Raw genomic sequence first — 15921 nt, forward strand, 5'->3', positions numbered from 1 at the left:
CGCGCTCAGAACCAGCCGAGCGCCTGCGGAACCATGTACAGGCCGAAGCCGATGGTCACGAAGCACAGCGCGCGGGTGACGTATTTGTGCAGCCCGCGCATGCGCCACCGCTCGGGCAGCGCCCGGGCTTCCAGCGCCAGCAACAGGCCCAGCACGATCGGCAGCAGCAACGCGTTCATGACCTCGACGTCCACGGCCAGATTGACCAAATCGACGCTGGCCAGCACCAGCACCGCGCCCACGATGTGGGCCAGCGAGTACGTGATGTAGAACTTGGCGGTGGCGCGGTTGGGCCGCTCGTTGAGCGTGTGCTTCCAGCCGAACACCTCCGAGAGTCCCCACGCGCCCGCGAGCGAGGCGACGATCGCGGCCACCAGCGCCGCGCCGAGCATGCCCAGGCCGAACAGCACCGTGCCGCCCACACGGCCGAGGTAGGGGGTGAGCGACTGGGCGATCTGGCCGACGGTCTCCAGTTCCGCGCCGCCGCCGTGTTTTCCAATCGTGGAGGCCATGGTGACCACCACCGCGATCATGATCACCTGCGTCAGCACCGCTCCGAAGGCGGTGTCGTAACGGGCCTGCCGAATCGTGTTCTCCGACAAGCGCTTATCGACCACCGCGCCCTGCTGGTAGAAGATCATCCACGGCATGATGACCGCGCCGACGTTGGCCGCGACCAGAAGCAGGTATGACGAGTTGCCCAGCGGCATCGATGACAGCCCGTCCACGAGTGCTTTCGGGTCGGGCCGGGCCATGACCATCGCCACCAGGAACGCCAGTTCGGCCGCGCCGACGACCAGGCCGATGCGCTCGACGCGCCGGTAGCTGCCGGTCAGGGCCAGCGCCAGCAGCGCGACGGTCGCGACCGGAATGCTCACCCACCGCGAGACGCCGAAGAGTTCACCCACCCCGGCCACCCCGGCGAACTCCGTCAGCAGCGCCCCGATCGCCGAGGCGAACAACGTGAACGCCGACAGCCACGCCCAGCCGCGACCGAACCGCTCCCGGATTAGCGAGCCGTGGCCGCGCCCGGTGACGATGCCCAGTCGCACGGTCATTTCCTGCACGACGTAGAGCACGGGCATCAGGATCAGCTGCGGCAGCACCATCCGGTAGCCGCGCCGGATTGCGACCCACCGCAGCCAGCGGCCGCGCGTACGCAGCGGTACCGACGGCCGATCCTCGAATTCGTCCGCCACCGGGTGCGTGGTCGTATCGGCCACCCGTGGATCCTAGCTAAGGGTCGCCTTACCAGGGGCGTTTGGCCGGAGAGCGCCATTGGCCAAAAATGCGGTGCCATTCTCGAAAATGCGATAGGCCTTCTCGAATTGCGAGAGTACGTTTCCGAGGTATGCAAACGGTGCGTAGCTTCTGCCGCGTCTGCACCTCCGTCTGCGGCATCCTCGTCGACGTCGACGGCGACGAGGTGATCCGCGTGCGCGGCGATCAGGACCATCCCTTCTCGCGCGGCTACACCTGCCCCAAGGGCCGGGCCCTGACGCTGCTGCACCACCACCCCGACCGGCTCGAGCGCCCCAGGATGCGGGTGGACGGCCGGCTGTGCGACACCACCTGGGACGCCTGCCTGGACGACCTGGGCACGCGGCTGAAGGACATCATCGACCGGCATGGGCCCGAGTCGGTCGCGTTCTACTTCTCCACCATGGAAAGCGCCGGCTTCCGCATGGCCGAGGCCCTGCACGCCGCGATCGGCACCCCGGCCAAGTTCAGCCCGCTGACCATCGACGGCACCGCCAAACCCCTGGTCTCGGATCTGGTCGGCGGATTCATGGGGCTCTCCGGCCGGACCGACCTGGACAACGCCGACTTCCTGATGCTCGTCGGCGTCAATCCCGTTGTGTCGCACGGGCATGCGATCTCGATGCCCAATCCCACCGGCACGGTGCGCGAGATCGCGCGGCGCGGGCAGGTGTGGGTGATCGATCCGCGCCGCACCGAGACCGCCCGGCTGGCGACCGGCCATCTGGCACCGCGCCCCAGCACCGACCACGCGGTGCTCGCCTATCTGGTGCGCGAGATCCTGCGCGACGGAATGAAATCCGACGTCCCCGTGCAGGGCATCGACGAGCTGGCGCTCGCGGTCGAGCCGTTCACGCTCGAACACACCGCGAAGCTCGCCGATGTCGCCGAAGCCGATCTGTCCCGGTTGTGCGCCGGGGTGCGCGCCGCCAAGTGCGTCGCGGTCGAAACGGGCACCGGTGTCACGATGACCGCCGAGCGCGCCAACGTCACGCAGTGGCTCGCGTGGGTGCTGATGATCCTCACCGGCGCGATGAACCGGCCCGGCGGGACGTGGTTTCATCCCGGATTCGCCTACCAGCTCGAGACTTTCGGCGAGTTTCTGCCCGTCACACCGATCGAGGGATCCTTCGGCCCGGGACCGCGCAGCCGCCCCGAGGCGCGGGCGTTCATCAACGAGTGGCCCTGCGCGGCGCTGCCCGACGAGATCGCCGCCGGCAACATCCGCGCCCTGATCAACGTCGGCGGCAGCCTGGTCACCAGCTTTCCCGAAACCGGCAAGCTCGTGCCCGCCCTGCAGCAACTCGAGCTGTTCGCCACCACCGAGATCATCAACAACGAGACCACCGAGCTGGCCACCCACGTCCTGCCCACCAAAGATCCGTTGGAACGCCCCGACATCACCATCCACGACATCCTGAGTTCGCATGTGTCCGTGCAATACAGCCCGGCCGTCGTCGAGCCGGTCGGCGAACGGCGCTCGATGTGGTGGGTGTTCGCCGAACTCGGCCGCCGGCTCGGCTACGAGCTCGGCAACCTCGGGGACCCCGAGACCAGCACCGACGACGACGTGCTCGCCGTCCTATTGGCCGGCGCCCGAACGGGATTCGACGAGGTGGCGGCCGTGGGGTGGGCCGAGGCCCCGCGCGAGCTGCCGGCGCCGTGGGTCGACGAGCACGTCGCGCGGATGGGCGGCTGGCGGCTGGCGCCACCGCTGCTGGTGGACCAGCTCGCGGCCCTGGAACCGCCCGCGCCGCTGGTGATGGTGCCGCGCCGGCAGCGCCGAAAGCTCAACGGGCAGCTCGATTTTCTCGGCGAGGCCCCCGAGATCCTCATCCATCCCCAGGACGGCGCCGATGCGGGAGTCGCCAACGGGCAGAAGGTGACGGTCCGCAGCGCGAACGGCGAACTGACCGGCATCGCGAAAGTCGACGACTCCATTCGCCGTGGGGCGGTGTCGATCCCGCACGGCCACCACGTCGCCAACGTCAACCACCTGACCAGCAAGGACGACATCGACGTGGTGACCGGCATGGTGCGCTACTCGGGGATACCCGTCAGCTTGCATCCGGCCTGAAACGCGCACTCCCCGTAGGGCAAAGGACACCCTCCCGGTCGATGGGTTGGAGGAGTCGAACCGAGAGGGTGCCTGCTTTTTCGGGCGCCAGCTACGTGGCGCCCGCGTCGCCCTGCACGACGAACCAGAGGCGGTCAGCGAAACTGATGTCATCGGCCAGCCGCTCGGCCAGCTGGGTCGCGCGAGCCTGGCGGACACCGGACAGCCCGGTCGCGGCCGACAGGATCGATTGGCGGGCGGCGGCGAGCGCGGTGCGACAGTCGCGGAGCGCGGCGAGGGTATCGGGAGAAATGGTCATGCTCGCCCCCCTGGTGACGCTGTGCTGGAGGAGTTCCCCCCGGAAATGCCCGCGAACCGGGCTTCACCGAATTGTTACAACAGTTCTCGTAGAAATTGCGCACGTGTCGCACAACGGGCAACGATCCGACCCAGCAACCGGCGGAGTGAGGAGGCGGGCATCCCGGACCGGACCGAAGCAACGCGCCTCGACCAGGAAAAGCCTTGGTGGCAGGTACAGGATTCGAACCTGTGAAGCTTTCGCGACGGATTTACAGTCCGCTCCCATTGGCCGCTCGGGCAACCTGCCGCCAGACAGGTTACAACGAGCGAGTAGACAAAGCACAAACGCCTATCACCGGATGAAGGGACGGAATGCATGGCGGACTCATCGTTCGACATCGTCAGCAAAGTGGATCGCCAGGAGGTCGACAACGCGCTCAACCAGGCCGCCAAGGAGCTGGCCACCCGGTTCGACTTCCGCGGCACCGACACGACGATCGCCTGGAAGGGCGACGAGGCTATCGAGCTGACGTCGTCCACCGAGGAACGCGTCAAGGCGGCCGTCGACGTCTTCAAGGAGAAGCTGATCCGCCGCGACATCTCCATGAAGGCCTTCGACGCCGGCGAGCCGCAGGCCTCGGGCAAGACCTACAAGGTCGGCGGGACCCTCAAGCAGGGCATCAGCAGCGAGAACGCCAAGAAGATCACCAAGCTGATCCGCGACGACGGCCCCAAGTCCGTCAAGACCCAGATCCAGGGCGACGAGATCCGCGTCAGCAGCAAAAAGCGTGACGATCTGCAGGCCGTTCAAGCGCTGCTCAAGCAGGCCGACCTGGACGTGGCGCTGCAGTTCGTCAACTACCGGTAACCCCCGGGGCGCGACCGTAACGGCACGGCGATTTCCCACGCGTTTTTTCGCGGTGACGTTACGCTCGCGGTCGTTACTAGCCCGACCAACCGGTGGGTCTCTACGCTAGTGACGAGTCCCACAATTTGAGCGAGGTTCACGATGACCGTGACTCCCCAGGAGGCCGCCGGCCACGGCGCGACCGAGGCCGACTACTCCGACGTCATCATCGTCGGCGCCGGCATCTCCGGCATCGACGCGGCCTACCGGATCAGCGAACGCAATCCCCAGCTGACGTACACCGTGCTGGAGCGGCGCGCGCAGATCGGCGGGACGTGGGACCTGTTCCGCTACCCCGGGGTGCGCTCGGACAGCAGCATCTTCACGCTGTCCTTCCCGTTCGAGCCGTGGACCCGCGAAGAGGGCGTGGCTGACGGCGTGCACATCCGCGAGTACCTGGCCGCCACCGCGCGCAAGTACGGCATCGACCGCCACATCCGGTTCAACACCCACGTGCGCTCGGCGGACTGGGACTCGGCGACCGACACGTGGACGGTCACCGTCGAGCAGGACGGGGAGCGCAGGCTCTACCGCGGTCGCTTCCTGTTCTTCGGCAGCGGCTACTACAACTACGACGAGGGCTACACCCCCGAGTTCCCGGGCATCGAGGAGTTCAAGGGCACGGTGGTGCACCCCCAGCACTGGCCCGAGGACCTGGATTACACCGGGAAGAAGGTGGTGGTGATCGGCAGCGGCGCGACCGCGGTGACGCTGCTGCCGTCGCTGTCGGACCGCGCCGCCCGGGTGACCATGTTGCAGCGCTCGCCCACCTATCTCATCTCGGCGTCCAAGTACGGCACGGTGGCCGCCGTCGCTCGAAAAGTGCTGCCGCGCAGGCCCGCTCATCTCGTCGTCCGCATGTACAGCGCACTCACCGAGGCGGTGTTCTTCGCGTTGTCCCGCAAGGCGCCGGGGTTCGTGCGGTGGCTGCTGCGGCGCAAGGCGATCAACAGCCTGCCGGCAGGCTACGACGTCGACGTCCACTTCAAGCCGCGATACAACCCGTGGGACCAGCGGATGTGCCTGATCCCCGACGCCGACCTCTACGAGGCCATCAGCGCCGGACGCGCCGACGTGGTCACCGACCACATCGACCATTTCGACGCGACCGGCATCGCGCTCAAATCCGGCGGGCACCTCGACGCCGACGTCATCGTCACCGCCACCGGCCTGCAGCTGCAGGCGCTCGGCGGGGCGACGATCAGCCTGGACGGCAACGAGATCAAGACCAGCGACCGCTTCGTCTACAAAGCGCACATGCTCGAGGACGTGCCCAACCTGTTCTGGTGTGTGGGCTACACCAACGCGTCGTGGACGCTGCGGGCCGACATCACCGCCCGGGCGACGGCAAAACTCATGGAGCACATGGCCTCTCACGGCTACACGCGCGCCGCCCCGCACCGCGGCAACGAGCCGATGACCGAGAAGCCGTCGTGGGACATCAACGCCGGCTACGTGCTGCGCTCGGTGCACGCGCTGCCCAAGTCGGGCACCAAGCGGCCGTGGAACGTGCGGCAGAACTATCTCGCCGACGCCATCGACTACCGCTTCGACCGCATCGAAGAGGCCATGGTGTTCGGCCGCGTCGCCGACCGCACCGCGCTGGCCGGCTAGCCGCACCGGAGTTCGTGAACTGCTTCTCAATCGCAGATGTCCGCAATACGCTGATCGCCATGGCATCTGAGAAGCGCGAACCCAGAGTCGTTGTCCTCGGTGGCGGTTCCTGGGGCACCACCGTGGCCTCAATCTGCGCGCGCCGCGGGCCGACGCTGCAGTGGGTGCGCTCCGAGGAGACCGCCGCCGACATCAACGAGAACCACCGCAACAGCCGCTACCTCGGCAACGACGTCATGCTCAGCGACACCCTGCGCGCCACCACCGACTTCGCCGAGGCGGCGAACTCGGCCGACGTCGTCGTCATGGGCGTGCCCTCGCACGGCTTCCGCGGGGTGCTCACCGAGCTGGCCAGGGAGCTGCGGCCGTGGGTGCCGGTGGTGTCGCTGGTCAAAGGGCTCGAGCAGGGCACCAACATGCGGATGTCCCAGATCGTCGAGGAGGTGCTGCCGGGACACCCCGCGGGCATCCTGGCCGGGCCGAACATCGCGCGCGAGGTGGCCGAGGGTTACGCCGCCGCCGCGGTGCTGGCCATGCCCGACCAGCATCTGGCGACGCGGCTGTCCGGACTGTTCCGCACCCGGCGCTTCCGCGTGTACACGACCGACGACGTCATCGGCGCGGAGATGGCGGGGGCCCTGAAGAACGTGTTCGCCATCGCCGTCGGCATGGGGTATTCGCTGGGCATCGGCGAAAACACGCGCGCGCTGGTGATCGCCCGCGCGTTGCGGGAAATGACCAAACTCGGCGTCGCGGTGGGCGGGCAGCCCGACACCTTCCCGGGGCTGGCTGGGCTGGGCGACCTGATCGTCACCTGTACCAGCCAGCGCAGCCGCAACCGTCACGTCGGTGAACAGCTGGGGGCGGGCAAGCCGATCGACGAGATCATCGCCTCGATGAACCAGGTCGCCGAGGGGGTCAAGGCCGCCAGCGTGATCATGGAGTTTGCCAACGAGTTCGGCCTCACCATGCCGATCGCCCGCGAAGTCGACGCCGTGATCAACCACGGCTCGTCGGTCGAGGAGGCCTACCGCGGCCTGATCGCCGAGGTGCCCGGCCACGAGGTGCACGGCGCGGGCTTCTGAGCTGGGCGCGCCCGGCTGGCCAAATTCAAATCTTTGCGTTCTCTATGGGCCGGTCACGTCGGCTTGACCCCTGTTTGCCAGCAAAATACCGTCAGACCAGGTAGTCAGTGGTTTTCCGGGTGCGATCCTGCGGGTCATCCGGTTGTAATCTGCTGCACGCCAACAGGTTACGAAGACATAACCGACCGCAGGATGGGGCCGATATCGGAACATCCCCCGCAAACTTCCGACGAGGGACGGGACCGATGCAAGACATTGAACGGGCGGTCGATCGGGCCCCCACCGCGTCCCGCGCCGACCGGTTGCGCGGCATCATCCGGCATGACCTGCCCTCCTCGCTGGTGGTCTTCCTGGTCGCGCTCCCGCTGTCGCTGGGGATCGCGATCGCTTCGGGCGCCCCGGTGCTCGCCGGGCTGATCGCCGCGATCGTCGGGGGCATCGTCGTCGGCAGCCTGGGTGGGTCACCGCTGCAAGTCAGCGGCCCCGCGGCCGGGCTGACCGTCATCGTCGCCGGCCTCGTTTCCGAGTTCGGTTGGGGCATCACGTGTTTGATCACCGTCGCCGCCGGAACCCTGCAGGTCCTGCTGGGGCTCAGCCGCGTGGCGCGCGCCGCGCTGGCGATTTCGCCGGTCGTCGTGCACGCCATGCTGGCCGGCATCGGCATCACGATCGCCCTGCAGCAGGCGCACGTGTTGCTGGGCGGAAAGTCCAAGAGCACGGCCTGGCACAACCTGATCGGCCTGCCGGGGCAGATCGTCGGTGCGCACCGGCCCGGCGTGATCCTGGGCGTACTGGTCATCGTCATCCTGGTCGCCTGGCGGTGGGTGCCCGCCACGGCGCGCCGCGTTCCGGGTCCCCTGGTCGCCATCGTGGCGGTCACGGTGATCTCGGTGATCTTCCCGTTTCACGTGCGCCGGATCGACCTCGAGGGGTCACCGCTGGACGCGCTGCGGCTGCCCGACCTTCCCCACGGCAACTGGGGCGCGTTCGCCGTCGGGGTGATCACCGTCGCGCTCATCGCCAGCGTCGAGAGCCTGCTGTCAGCGGTGTCGGTCGACCGGATGCACAACGGGCCACGCACCGACTTCAACCGCGAGCTGGTGGGGCAGGGCGCCGCCAACATCATCTCGGGGACGGTCGGCGGGCTGCCGATCACCGGGGTCATCGTCCGCAGCTCCACAAATGTCAACGCGGGCGCCAAATCCCGGGCGTCCTCGATCATGCACGGTGTCTGGATCCTGCTGTTCACCATCCCGTTCGCCGGCCTGGTCGAAGAGATCCCCACCGCCGCGCTCGCCGGCCTGCTCATCGTCATCGGCATGCAGCTGCTGAAGCCGGCCCACATCGAAACCGCAACGAAGCACGGCGATCTCGCGGTGTACGTGGTGACGGCCGTGAGCGTCATCTTTCTCAACCTGCTGCACGGCGTGCTCATCGGGCTGGCACTGGCCATCGCGCTGACCGGATGGCGGGTGATCCGGGCCAAGATCGAGGCCGAGGCGGTCGACGACGAATGGCGGGTGGTCATCGAGGGTGCGGCCTGCACCTTCCTGGCGCTCCCGCGACTGACGCGGATGCTGACGTCGGTTCCGCAGGGCGCGACGGCGACGGTGGTCATCTCGGTGCACTACCTCGATCACGCTGCGCACCAAGCGATTACCGATTGGCAGCGCCAGCACGAGGCGACGGGCGGGACGGTTCACATCCGGGGTGGGGTCGAGACGGGTCGGCGCGACACGCCGCCACCGATGGTCGAGGCCCAAAGCCCCGGGGCCGCCGCGTAATTGCGCCGGGCGCCGTCCGCGCAGGGTCGGTCAGTCGACGTCGATCCTGATGTGCAGCCGCTTGCCGCACACCTCCGCCAGGCGCTGCAGCACGTCCACGCGCGGGACCTCGTCCCCGCTCTCCCACGCGGCGACCTCCGCCCGGGTGGTGCCGAGTGCCTGCGCCAGTTGGTCCTGGTTCATATCGGCACCGGCACGTGTTTCGAAAATCAGGTCGGGCAGGTTCAGCGCCAGCCCGGCTTCGTGAATATCGATCGAATGAGAGTCCGACATCGCAATCACCGCTTTCATTAACGGCAGCCCAAGGACTACAGCTACATCCGATGTTACGTGCGGTTCGGGCGGTGTGCACGCGGCGTTGCGCCGCCGTTTGCTACCGCCCGGCCATCTGCTCGAGCCGGCGGATGCGGTCCTCGATCGGGGGGTGCGTCGAAAACAGCGACCCGATCCGCTCGCCGGCCCGAAATGGGCTGGCGATCATCAGGTGTGCCTGACTGGCAAGCTGGGGCTCGGGCGGCAGCGGGGCCGCCTGGACCCCGCCGGAGATCTTGCGCAGGGCCGACGCCAGCGCCAGCGGGTCACCGGTCAACACCGCGCCCGATTCGTCCGCCTGGTATTCGCGCGACCGGGACACCGCCAGGCGCACGACCGTCGCCGCGATCGGGCCCAGCAACGAAACCAGCAGCAGCGCAAAGGGATTTTCGCCATCGCGGTTGTTACCGCCGAACATGCCGGCGAACATCGCCATGTTGGCGAGCGCGGTGATGACCGACGCCATCGCGCCGGCGACGCACGAGATCAGGATGTCGCGGTTGTAGACGTGCGAAAGTTCGTGTCCCAGCACGGCACGCAGCTCGCGCTCGGTGAGGATGTCCAAAATGCCGGTGGTGCAACACACCGCGGCGTTGCGCGGGTTGCGGCCGGTCGCAAACGCGTTGGGCGCGTTGGTGTCGCTGATGTACAGCCGGGGCATCGGCTGGTGTGCGGCCGTGGCCAGCTCGCGGACGATCCGGTACATCGCCGGCGCCTGCAGCTCGGAGACCGGCTGCGCATGCATGGCCCGCAGCGCCAGTTTGTCGCTGTTGTAGTACGTGTAGACGTTCATGCCGATGGCGAACAGCACCGCGAGGAACATCGCGGTCTTGCCGAACAGCGAGCCCACGAACACGATCAACGCGGACATGCCGACCAACAGGGCGAAGGTCTTGAACCTGTTGGCATGCGGATGCCAGGTCATCGATGTCCTCCTAGGACATTCCGGAGCACTCGTTCATTGTCGACTATTGAACGCCCGAGACGGCCCGGGGAGTTCCGCGACGCGCTAGCCGTGCCGGCTGATGGTGTAGTCGACCAGCGTCTGCAGCGCGCGCCGGCCGGCCACGTCGGGCAGCAGCGCCAGCTCCTGGTGTGCCTGCGCCGCGTAATCCTGCAGCGACCGCTTGGCCTTGGCCATGCCCGGCGACGCCCGCAGCAGCGCCAGCGCCTCGGCCACCGCCTCGTCGTCGTCGATGGGCCCGACCAGCAGCTCGCGCAGCCGCGCCGCGTCGGGACCGGGTTCGCGCAGCGCGTAAACCATCGGCAGGGTGTGCACGCCCTCGCGCACGTCGGTGCCGGGCAGTTTGCCGGACTCGTGGGAGTCGCTGTCGATGTCGATGATGTCGTCGGAAATCTGGAAGGCGGTGCCCACGATGCCGCCGAGGCGGCTCAGCCGCTCCACCTGGTCGGCGTCGGCGCCCGAGAACATCGCGCCGAACCGGCCCGCCGCGGCGATCAGGCACGCGGTCTTCTCGTACACCACCTTCAGGTAGTGCTCGATCGGGTCCGCCCCTTCGGCCGCCCCGGTCAGGCCGCGGGTCTCGCGCATCTGCCCGGTGACCAGCTGGGCGAACGTCTCGGCGATGAGCCGCACCGCCTCGGGCCCCAGCCGGGAGACCAGCCGCGACGCGGTGGCGAACAGATAGTCGCCGGCGAGGATCGCGACGTTGTTGCCCCAGCGCACGTTCGCGGTGGGGGTGCCGCGGCGCACCTCGGCCTCGTCCATCACGTCGTCGTGATACAGCGTGGCCAGGTGCACCAGTTCGATCACAGCGCCGGCGATCGTCACGTCCGCGGCGTCGGGATGGGGCCCGAGCTGTGCCGACAGCACGGTGAACAGCGGCCGGAACCGCTTGCCGCCGGCCTTGAACAGGTGGGTCAGCGACTCGGTCATGATCTCGTCGGCGCTGCGCAACTCGGTGTCCATGAGCTGCTCGATCCGCCCGACACCGTCGCGCACCGTCGCCGCGAAGGCCGCGTCACCGAGATCAACGCCCGCCACCACCGTCGCCGGAGTATTCACGGGACCAAACATACTGGTGTGCATGAAGACGGGAGCGACCCGAGCCCACGTGGTGGTCGTCGGCGCCGGACCCGCCGGTTCGGCGGCGGCGGCGTGGGCCGCGCGCGCGGGCAACGAGGTCCTGGTCATCGATTCGGCGAGCTTTCCCCGCGACAAGGCCTGCGGCGACGGGCTGACCCCGCGCGCGGTCGCCGAGCTGGAGCGCCTGGGGCTCGGGGACTGGCTGGACACCCGCATCCGGCACCGGGGGCTGCGGATGAGCGGGTTCGGCGGCGAGCTGGAAATCGACTGGCCCGGCCCGTCCTTCCCGTCGACCGGCAGCGCGGTGGCCCGCGTCGAGCTGGACGACCGGATCCGCAAAGTCGCCGAGGACTCCGGGGCGCGGATGCTGCTCGGAACCAAAGCCGTTGGCGTGCAACATGACTCATCCGGCCGGGTGACCTCGGTGACACTGGCCGACGGCACCGAGGTCGGGTGCCGCCAGTTGATCGTGGCCGACGGCGCCCGGTCGTCGCTGGGGCGCAAGCTGGGCCGACGGTGGCACCAGGAGACGGTGTACGGCGTCGCCGCCCGGGGGTATCTGAGCACGCCGCGCGCCGATGATCCCTGGCTGACCTCGCATCTGGAACTGCGCGGACCCGACGGCCCCAAGGACAAAGTGCTGCCCGGCTACGGCTGGATTTTCCCGCTCGGCAACGGCGAGGTGAACATCGGCGTCGGGGCCTTGTCGACGTCGAAGCGGCCCGCGGATCTGGCGCTGCGGCCGCTGATCGATTACTACACCGACCTGCGCCGCGACGAGTGGGGCTTTGTCGGCCCGCCCCGGGCGGTGTCGTCGGCGCTGCTGCCGATGGGCGGCGCGGTGTCCGGGGTGGCCGGCGCCAACTGGATGCTGATCGGCGATGCCGCGGCGTGCGTGAACCCGCTCAACGGCGAAGGCATCGACTACGGACTGGAGACGGGCCGGCTGGCCTCTGAAATGCTCGCGCTGCTGGATGGCCGCGACCTGTCGCAGGTGTGGCCGTCCCTGCTGCGGCAGCACTACGGTCGTGGCTTCTCGGTGGCGCGCCGGCTGGCGCTGCTGCTGACCTTTCAGCGGTTCCTGCCCGCGACCGGGCCGCTCGCGATGCGCTCGACGGCGCTGATGACCATCGCCGTGAGGGTGATGGCCAACCTGGTCACCGACGAGGACGCGGACTGGGTGGCGCGCGCCTGGCGCGGCGGTGGCCGGCTGTCGCGGCTGATCGACCGCCGCACACCGTTCAGCTGAGCGGCGGCCGCATCGCCGCTGGTCGGCGGGCACGGCGGCGCTGCTGGGGCGCTCGATCGGCGCTCGCCGTTTGTCGGCGCGCCGGGAACCGGGCGTGTATAGTCCAGCTAATGAAGGGAACGATGCTGGCTACTATCGGTGCCGCTGCCGCTGCCGTTGCTGCTTTCACGCTGGGCGCGCCGGCGCAGCTCTCCGCGCCGGCGCAGGCGGATCCGCCGCCGACGGCGCCGTACCCGACCCCGCGGACGCCGTCGCCCCCGAGCGACTACGACGCGCCGTTCAAGAACACCGTCAACGGCTTCGGCATCTACCAGCCGCAGGACCAGCTGGCGTGGCTGGGCAAGATCACCTGCGATCGGATTGATCACGGCGTCGACCACGACGCGCACCAGTCCGCGACGTTCATCCAGCGCAACCTGCCGCGCGGCACCACCGAGGGCCAGTCGCTGCAGTTCCTCGGCGCGGCGGTCGACCACTACTGCCCGGAGCACGTCGACGTCGTCCAAGCGGCGGGCAATCACTAGCACCGCCTCTAGCGCGGGGGCAGGTACCCCGCGTGCAGGGCGACGATGCCGCCCGTCAGGTTGCGCCACCGCACCCCCACCCAGCCGGCCTGGGTCAGCTGCTGCGCCAATCCCTCCTGATCGGGCCACGCCCTGATCGACTCCGCCAGGTACACGTAGGCCTCGGGGTTGCTCGACACCGCCCGCGCCACCCGCGGCAGCGCCCGCATCAGGTACTCCTTGTAGACGGTTGCGAACGGACCGTTGGTGGGCGTGGAGAACTCGCACACCACCAGCCGGCCGCCCGGACGCGTGACGCGCGCCATCTCGCGCAGCGCGGCCTGGGTGTCGACGACGTTGCGCAACCCGAAACTGATTGTGACAGCATCGAATACGTCGTCGGCGAACGGCAGCCTGGTGGCGTCGCCGGCGACCTTCGGCACATCGCGGGCCGCCCCCGCGGCCAGCATGCCGACCGAGAAGTCGGCGGCCACACACCATGCCCCGGATTTCTTCAGCTCAACGGTCGATACCGCGGTGCCCGCGGCGAGGTCCAGCACCCGCTGGCCCGGCCCGATCTCCAGCGCCGCCCGGGTGGCCTTGCGCCAGTACCGGTCCTGGCCCATCGACAGCACGGTGTTGGTCAGGTCGTAGCGCCGGGCGACGCCGTCGAACATCGACGCGACGTCGCGGGGGTCCTTGTCCAACTCGGCGCGGCTCACCACACGGACGGTACCCCTTGGGAATTACGCGGCGACAGCAGCGTTGCAACTCTGCGTGACTGACAAAGTGTGGTTTATCACCGGTACATCGCGCGGTTTCGGACGGGCGTGGGCGATCGCGGCGCTGGAGCGGGGCGACAGGGTTGCCGCCACGGCGCGCGATACGGCGTCGCTGGACGACCTGGCGCGCAAGTACGGCGACGCGCTGTTGCCGATTCGTCTGGACGTCACCGACCGCGACGCGGACTTTGCGGCGGTCAAGCAGGCGCACGACCACTTCGGTCGGCTCGACATCGTGGTGAACAACGCGGGCTACGGGCAGTTCGGGTTCGTCGAGGAACTCTCCGAGCGGGACGCCCGCGACCAGTTGGAGACCAATGTCTTTGGCGCGCTGTGGATCACCCAGGCCGCGCTGCCCTACCTGCGCGAGCAGGGCAGCGGCCACATCATCCAGGTGTCCTCGATCGGGGGCATCACCGCGTTCCCGTTGGTCGGCATCTACCACGCGTCGAAGTGGGCGCTGGAAGGCTTTTCACAGGCGCTGGCCCAGGAGGTCGCCCCGTTCGGCGTGCACGTCACGCTGATCGAGCCGGGCGGCTTCGACACCGACTGGGCCGGCCCCTCGGCCAGGCACGCCGAGCCGCTGCCGCCCTATGACGACATTCGCGCCGCCGTTGATGCCGAACGCAGCCGGCGGTGGGCCAGCCCAGGTGACCCGGCCGCCTCGGCGGCCGCGCTACTGAAGGTGGTCGACGCCGAAAAGCCGCCGCTGCGCGTCTTTTTCGGATCCTCCCCCCTGGAGACGGCCAAGGCCGACTACGAGAGCCGGCTTCGTAATTGGGAGGAATGGCAGCCGGTCGCCGAGCTGGCGCAGGGCTGATCGCGCCGGTCACTCCCCCTGCGCGTACCGCCGCGCGAACAACCGGCGCCGCTCGAACGGCGAGAGCACGGCCTCGTAGTGGCCGAGCAGCTCGTCGCAGATGACCGGCCAGCTGCGGCCGACCACGCTGCGCCGGGCGGCCGGCGCGTAGCGCGCCCGTTCGGCGATCAGGTGCGCGACGGCCTCGGGCAGCCGCGCCTCGAACTCGTTGACCCCCAACAGCAGACCCGTCCGCCAGGGTGTAACGAGGTCGCGTGGGCCGCCGGCGTCGGGGGCGATGACCGGCAACCCCGACGCCAGCGCTTCTTGCACGACCTGACAAAACGTCTCGTGCTCACCGGGATGCACGAACACGTCCATGCTGGCGTACGCCGCGGCGAGCTCGTCGCCGTAGAGCGCACCCGTGAAAACCGCTGTCGGCATTGCCGATTGCAGCTTGGCGCGGTCGACGCCGTCGCCCACGATGACGAGCTGGACCGCGCCGCCGGCGGCCAGCCCGGCGAGCCGCTCGACATGCTTCTCGGGCGCGAGCCGGCCCACGAACCCGACGACGGGCTTGCCGTGCGGCGACCACCGTCGCCGCAGCGCCTCGTCGCGCGCCGACGGCGCGAACCGCAGCACGTCGACGCCGCGCGCCCACCGGTGTACCCGCGGGAAGCGGTGGGCGACAAGCGCTTCCATCGTCACGCTGGACGGGGCAAGGGTGCGGTCGGCGAGGCCGTGCAGGTGCCGGAACCACGCCCACGCGGCCCGTGCAGTCATCGGGATGCCATAGCTCGCCGCGAAACCCGGGACGTCGGTTTGGTACACCGCGACCGTCGGCACCCGCAGCCACCGCGCCGCGCGCACCCCGCCATAACCCAGCAGCGCCGGCGACGCCAGATGCACGACGTGCGGGTCGAATCCGCGCAGGACGCTCACCAGCCGGGGTGTCGGCACGCCCAGCGGCAGCGTGGTCACCTTCGGGAACATGCGTGACGGCACCCGGTGGACGCGGATGCCGTCGTGGATGCGCTCCGCCCGGGGTTCGCCGGGAGGCGTGTCGGGGGCGATGACGAGGGCCTCGTGGCCCGTGCGGCGCAGGTGCTCGAGCACCCGGATCACCGAGTTGCTGACACCGTTGACTTCCGGCAGGAAAGATTCCGCGACGATGGCAACGCGCACCTCACCACCGTGTCAGCGCCGCCTGTCGACAAGGTTGC

At 68.9% G+C, this 15921-nt stretch carries 15 protein-coding genes and 1 tRNA gene; 8 read left to right on the forward strand and 8 right to left on the reverse strand.

What is annotated here, in order from left to right; all coding sequences use genetic code 11:
* Nucleotides 1-5: 5 nt before the first annotated feature.
* On the reverse strand, nt 6-1223 hold the full coding sequence (locus tag AC0KS4_RS21295; RefSeq protein ID WP_238956883.1) for an NRAMP family divalent metal transporter: 1218 nt from the start codon (nt 1221-1223) through the stop codon (nt 6-8).
* A 128-nt stretch (nt 1224-1351) separates the two neighbouring features.
* Between AC0KS4_RS21295 and AC0KS4_RS21300 the strand changes: the two genes are divergently transcribed.
* On the forward strand, nt 1352-3337 hold the full coding sequence (locus AC0KS4_RS21300) for a molybdopterin-containing oxidoreductase family protein (RefSeq protein WP_238956884.1): 1986 nt from the start codon (nt 1352-1354) through the stop codon (nt 3335-3337).
* Between the two features lie 91 nt (nt 3338-3428).
* Here AC0KS4_RS21300 and AC0KS4_RS21305 read toward each other — a convergent pair whose 3' ends face one another.
* Both AC0KS4_RS21305 and AC0KS4_RS21310 read right to left on the reverse strand, forming a co-directional pair.
* Complete coding sequence (locus AC0KS4_RS21305; RefSeq protein WP_225329415.1) at nt 3429-3635, reverse strand: hypothetical protein; 207 nt, start codon at nt 3633-3635, stop codon at nt 3429-3431.
* A gap of 204 nt (nt 3636-3839) precedes the next feature.
* Nucleotides 3840-3923: transfer RNA gene (locus tag AC0KS4_RS21310), tRNA-Tyr, on the reverse strand.
* A 69-nt stretch (nt 3924-3992) separates the two neighbouring features.
* Here AC0KS4_RS21310 and AC0KS4_RS21315 point away from each other — a divergent pair.
* The 4 genes from AC0KS4_RS21315 (at nt 3993) to AC0KS4_RS21330 (ending at nt 9006) form a co-directional block, all read left to right on the forward strand.
* Entirely contained in the window at nt 3993-4484 is a 492-nt protein-coding gene (locus tag AC0KS4_RS21315) for a YajQ family cyclic di-GMP-binding protein (protein WP_225329416.1), read from the forward strand.
* A 141-nt stretch (nt 4485-4625) separates the two neighbouring features.
* Nucleotides 4626-6137 (forward strand): flavin-containing monooxygenase, encoded by a 1512-nt coding sequence (locus AC0KS4_RS21320; RefSeq protein ID WP_238956885.1) that lies wholly within the window; start codon nt 4626-4628, stop codon nt 6135-6137.
* Nucleotides 6138-6196: 59 nt separating this feature from the next.
* Nucleotides 6197-7222, forward strand: a complete 1026-nt coding sequence (locus AC0KS4_RS21325) for an NAD(P)H-dependent glycerol-3-phosphate dehydrogenase (RefSeq protein ID WP_225329418.1) — start codon at nt 6197-6199, stop codon at nt 7220-7222.
* Between the two features lie 245 nt (nt 7223-7467).
* Entirely contained in the window at nt 7468-9006 is a 1539-nt protein-coding gene (locus tag AC0KS4_RS21330) for a SulP family inorganic anion transporter (protein ID WP_225329419.1), read from the forward strand.
* Between the two features lie 30 nt (nt 9007-9036).
* On the opposite strand, the gene AC0KS4_RS21335 is transcribed toward AC0KS4_RS21330, so the two are convergent.
* From AC0KS4_RS21335 to grcC1, 3 genes are all read right to left on the reverse strand, one after another.
* Nucleotides 9037-9297, reverse strand: coding sequence for a helix-turn-helix transcriptional regulator (locus AC0KS4_RS21335; protein ID WP_225329420.1), 261 nt, complete (start codon nt 9295-9297; stop codon nt 9037-9039).
* An 82-nt stretch (nt 9298-9379) separates the two neighbouring features.
* Nucleotides 9380-10243 carry a zinc metalloprotease HtpX gene (gene htpX / locus AC0KS4_RS21340; protein WP_225329421.1) on the reverse strand — a complete coding sequence of 288 codons (864 nt, stop codon included), beginning with the start codon at nt 10241-10243 and terminating at the stop codon, nt 9380-9382.
* Between the two features lie 84 nt (nt 10244-10327).
* On the reverse strand, nt 10328-11344 hold the full coding sequence (grcC1, locus tag AC0KS4_RS21345) for a nonaprenyl/(2E,6E)-farnesyl/geranylgeranyl diphosphat synthase (protein WP_225329422.1): 1017 nt from the start codon (nt 11342-11344) through the stop codon (nt 10328-10330).
* Nucleotides 11345-11366: 22 nt separating this feature from the next.
* Here grcC1 and menJ point away from each other — a divergent pair, with 22 nt between their 5' ends.
* Together menJ and AC0KS4_RS21355 are read left to right on the forward strand one after the other, a co-directional pair.
* On the forward strand, nt 11367-12614 hold the full coding sequence (gene menJ, locus AC0KS4_RS21350) for a menaquinone reductase (protein ID WP_238956886.1): 1248 nt from the start codon (nt 11367-11369) through the stop codon (nt 12612-12614).
* A 110-nt stretch (nt 12615-12724) separates the two neighbouring features.
* Entirely contained in the window at nt 12725-13138 is a 414-nt protein-coding gene (locus tag AC0KS4_RS21355) for a DUF732 domain-containing protein (RefSeq protein ID WP_225329423.1), read from the forward strand.
* 8 nt (nt 13139-13146) lie between these two features.
* Here the strand turns inward: AC0KS4_RS21355 and AC0KS4_RS21360 are convergent, their stop codons facing one another.
* On the reverse strand, nt 13147-13839 hold the full coding sequence (locus AC0KS4_RS21360; RefSeq protein ID WP_225329424.1) for a demethylmenaquinone methyltransferase: 693 nt from the start codon (nt 13837-13839) through the stop codon (nt 13147-13149).
* 55 nt (nt 13840-13894) lie between these two features.
* Here AC0KS4_RS21360 and AC0KS4_RS21365 point away from each other — a divergent pair, with 55 nt between their 5' ends.
* On the forward strand, nt 13895-14719 hold the full coding sequence (locus tag AC0KS4_RS21365; protein ID WP_238956887.1) for an SDR family oxidoreductase: 825 nt from the start codon (nt 13895-13897) through the stop codon (nt 14717-14719).
* A 9-nt stretch (nt 14720-14728) separates the two neighbouring features.
* Here AC0KS4_RS21365 and AC0KS4_RS21370 read toward each other — a convergent pair whose 3' ends face one another.
* A complete protein-coding gene (locus tag AC0KS4_RS21370) occupies nt 14729-15883 on the reverse strand; it encodes a glycosyltransferase family 4 protein (protein ID WP_225329426.1) in 1155 nt (384 codons plus the stop codon).
* Nucleotides 15884-15921: the final 38 nt, after the last annotated feature.

It is taken from the genome of Mycobacterium sp. NTMscope_MAC_12 (genome assembly GCF_976985675.1).

Excerpts from the sequence above, each read along its gene's own strand:
- AC0KS4_RS21300 (WP_238956884.1), top strand. The coding sequence starts at position 1,352 with ATGCAAACGGTGCGTAGCTTCTGCCGCGTCTGCACCTCCGTCTGCGGC.
- AC0KS4_RS21305 (WP_225329415.1), bottom strand. The coding sequence starts at position 3,635 with ATGACCATTTCTCCCGATACCCTCGCCGCGCTCCGCGACTGTCGCACC.
- AC0KS4_RS21315 (WP_225329416.1), top strand. The coding sequence starts at position 3,993 with ATGGCGGACTCATCGTTCGACATCGTCAGCAAAGTGGATCGCCAGGAG.
- AC0KS4_RS21320 (WP_238956885.1), top strand. The coding sequence starts at position 4,626 with ATGACCGTGACTCCCCAGGAGGCCGCCGGCCACGGCGCGACCGAGGCC.
- AC0KS4_RS21325 (WP_225329418.1), top strand. The coding sequence starts at position 6,197 with ATGGCATCTGAGAAGCGCGAACCCAGAGTCGTTGTCCTCGGTGGCGGT.
- AC0KS4_RS21330 (WP_225329419.1), top strand. The coding sequence starts at position 7,468 with ATGCAAGACATTGAACGGGCGGTCGATCGGGCCCCCACCGCGTCCCGC.
- AC0KS4_RS21335 (WP_225329420.1), bottom strand. The coding sequence starts at position 9,297 with ATGAAAGCGGTGATTGCGATGTCGGACTCTCATTCGATCGATATTCAC.
- htpX (WP_225329421.1), bottom strand. The coding sequence starts at position 10,243 with ATGACCTGGCATCCGCATGCCAACAGGTTCAAGACCTTCGCCCTGTTG.
- menJ (WP_238956886.1), top strand. The coding sequence starts at position 11,367 with ATGAAGACGGGAGCGACCCGAGCCCACGTGGTGGTCGTCGGCGCCGGA.
- AC0KS4_RS21355 (WP_225329423.1), top strand. The coding sequence starts at position 12,725 with ATGAAGGGAACGATGCTGGCTACTATCGGTGCCGCTGCCGCTGCCGTT.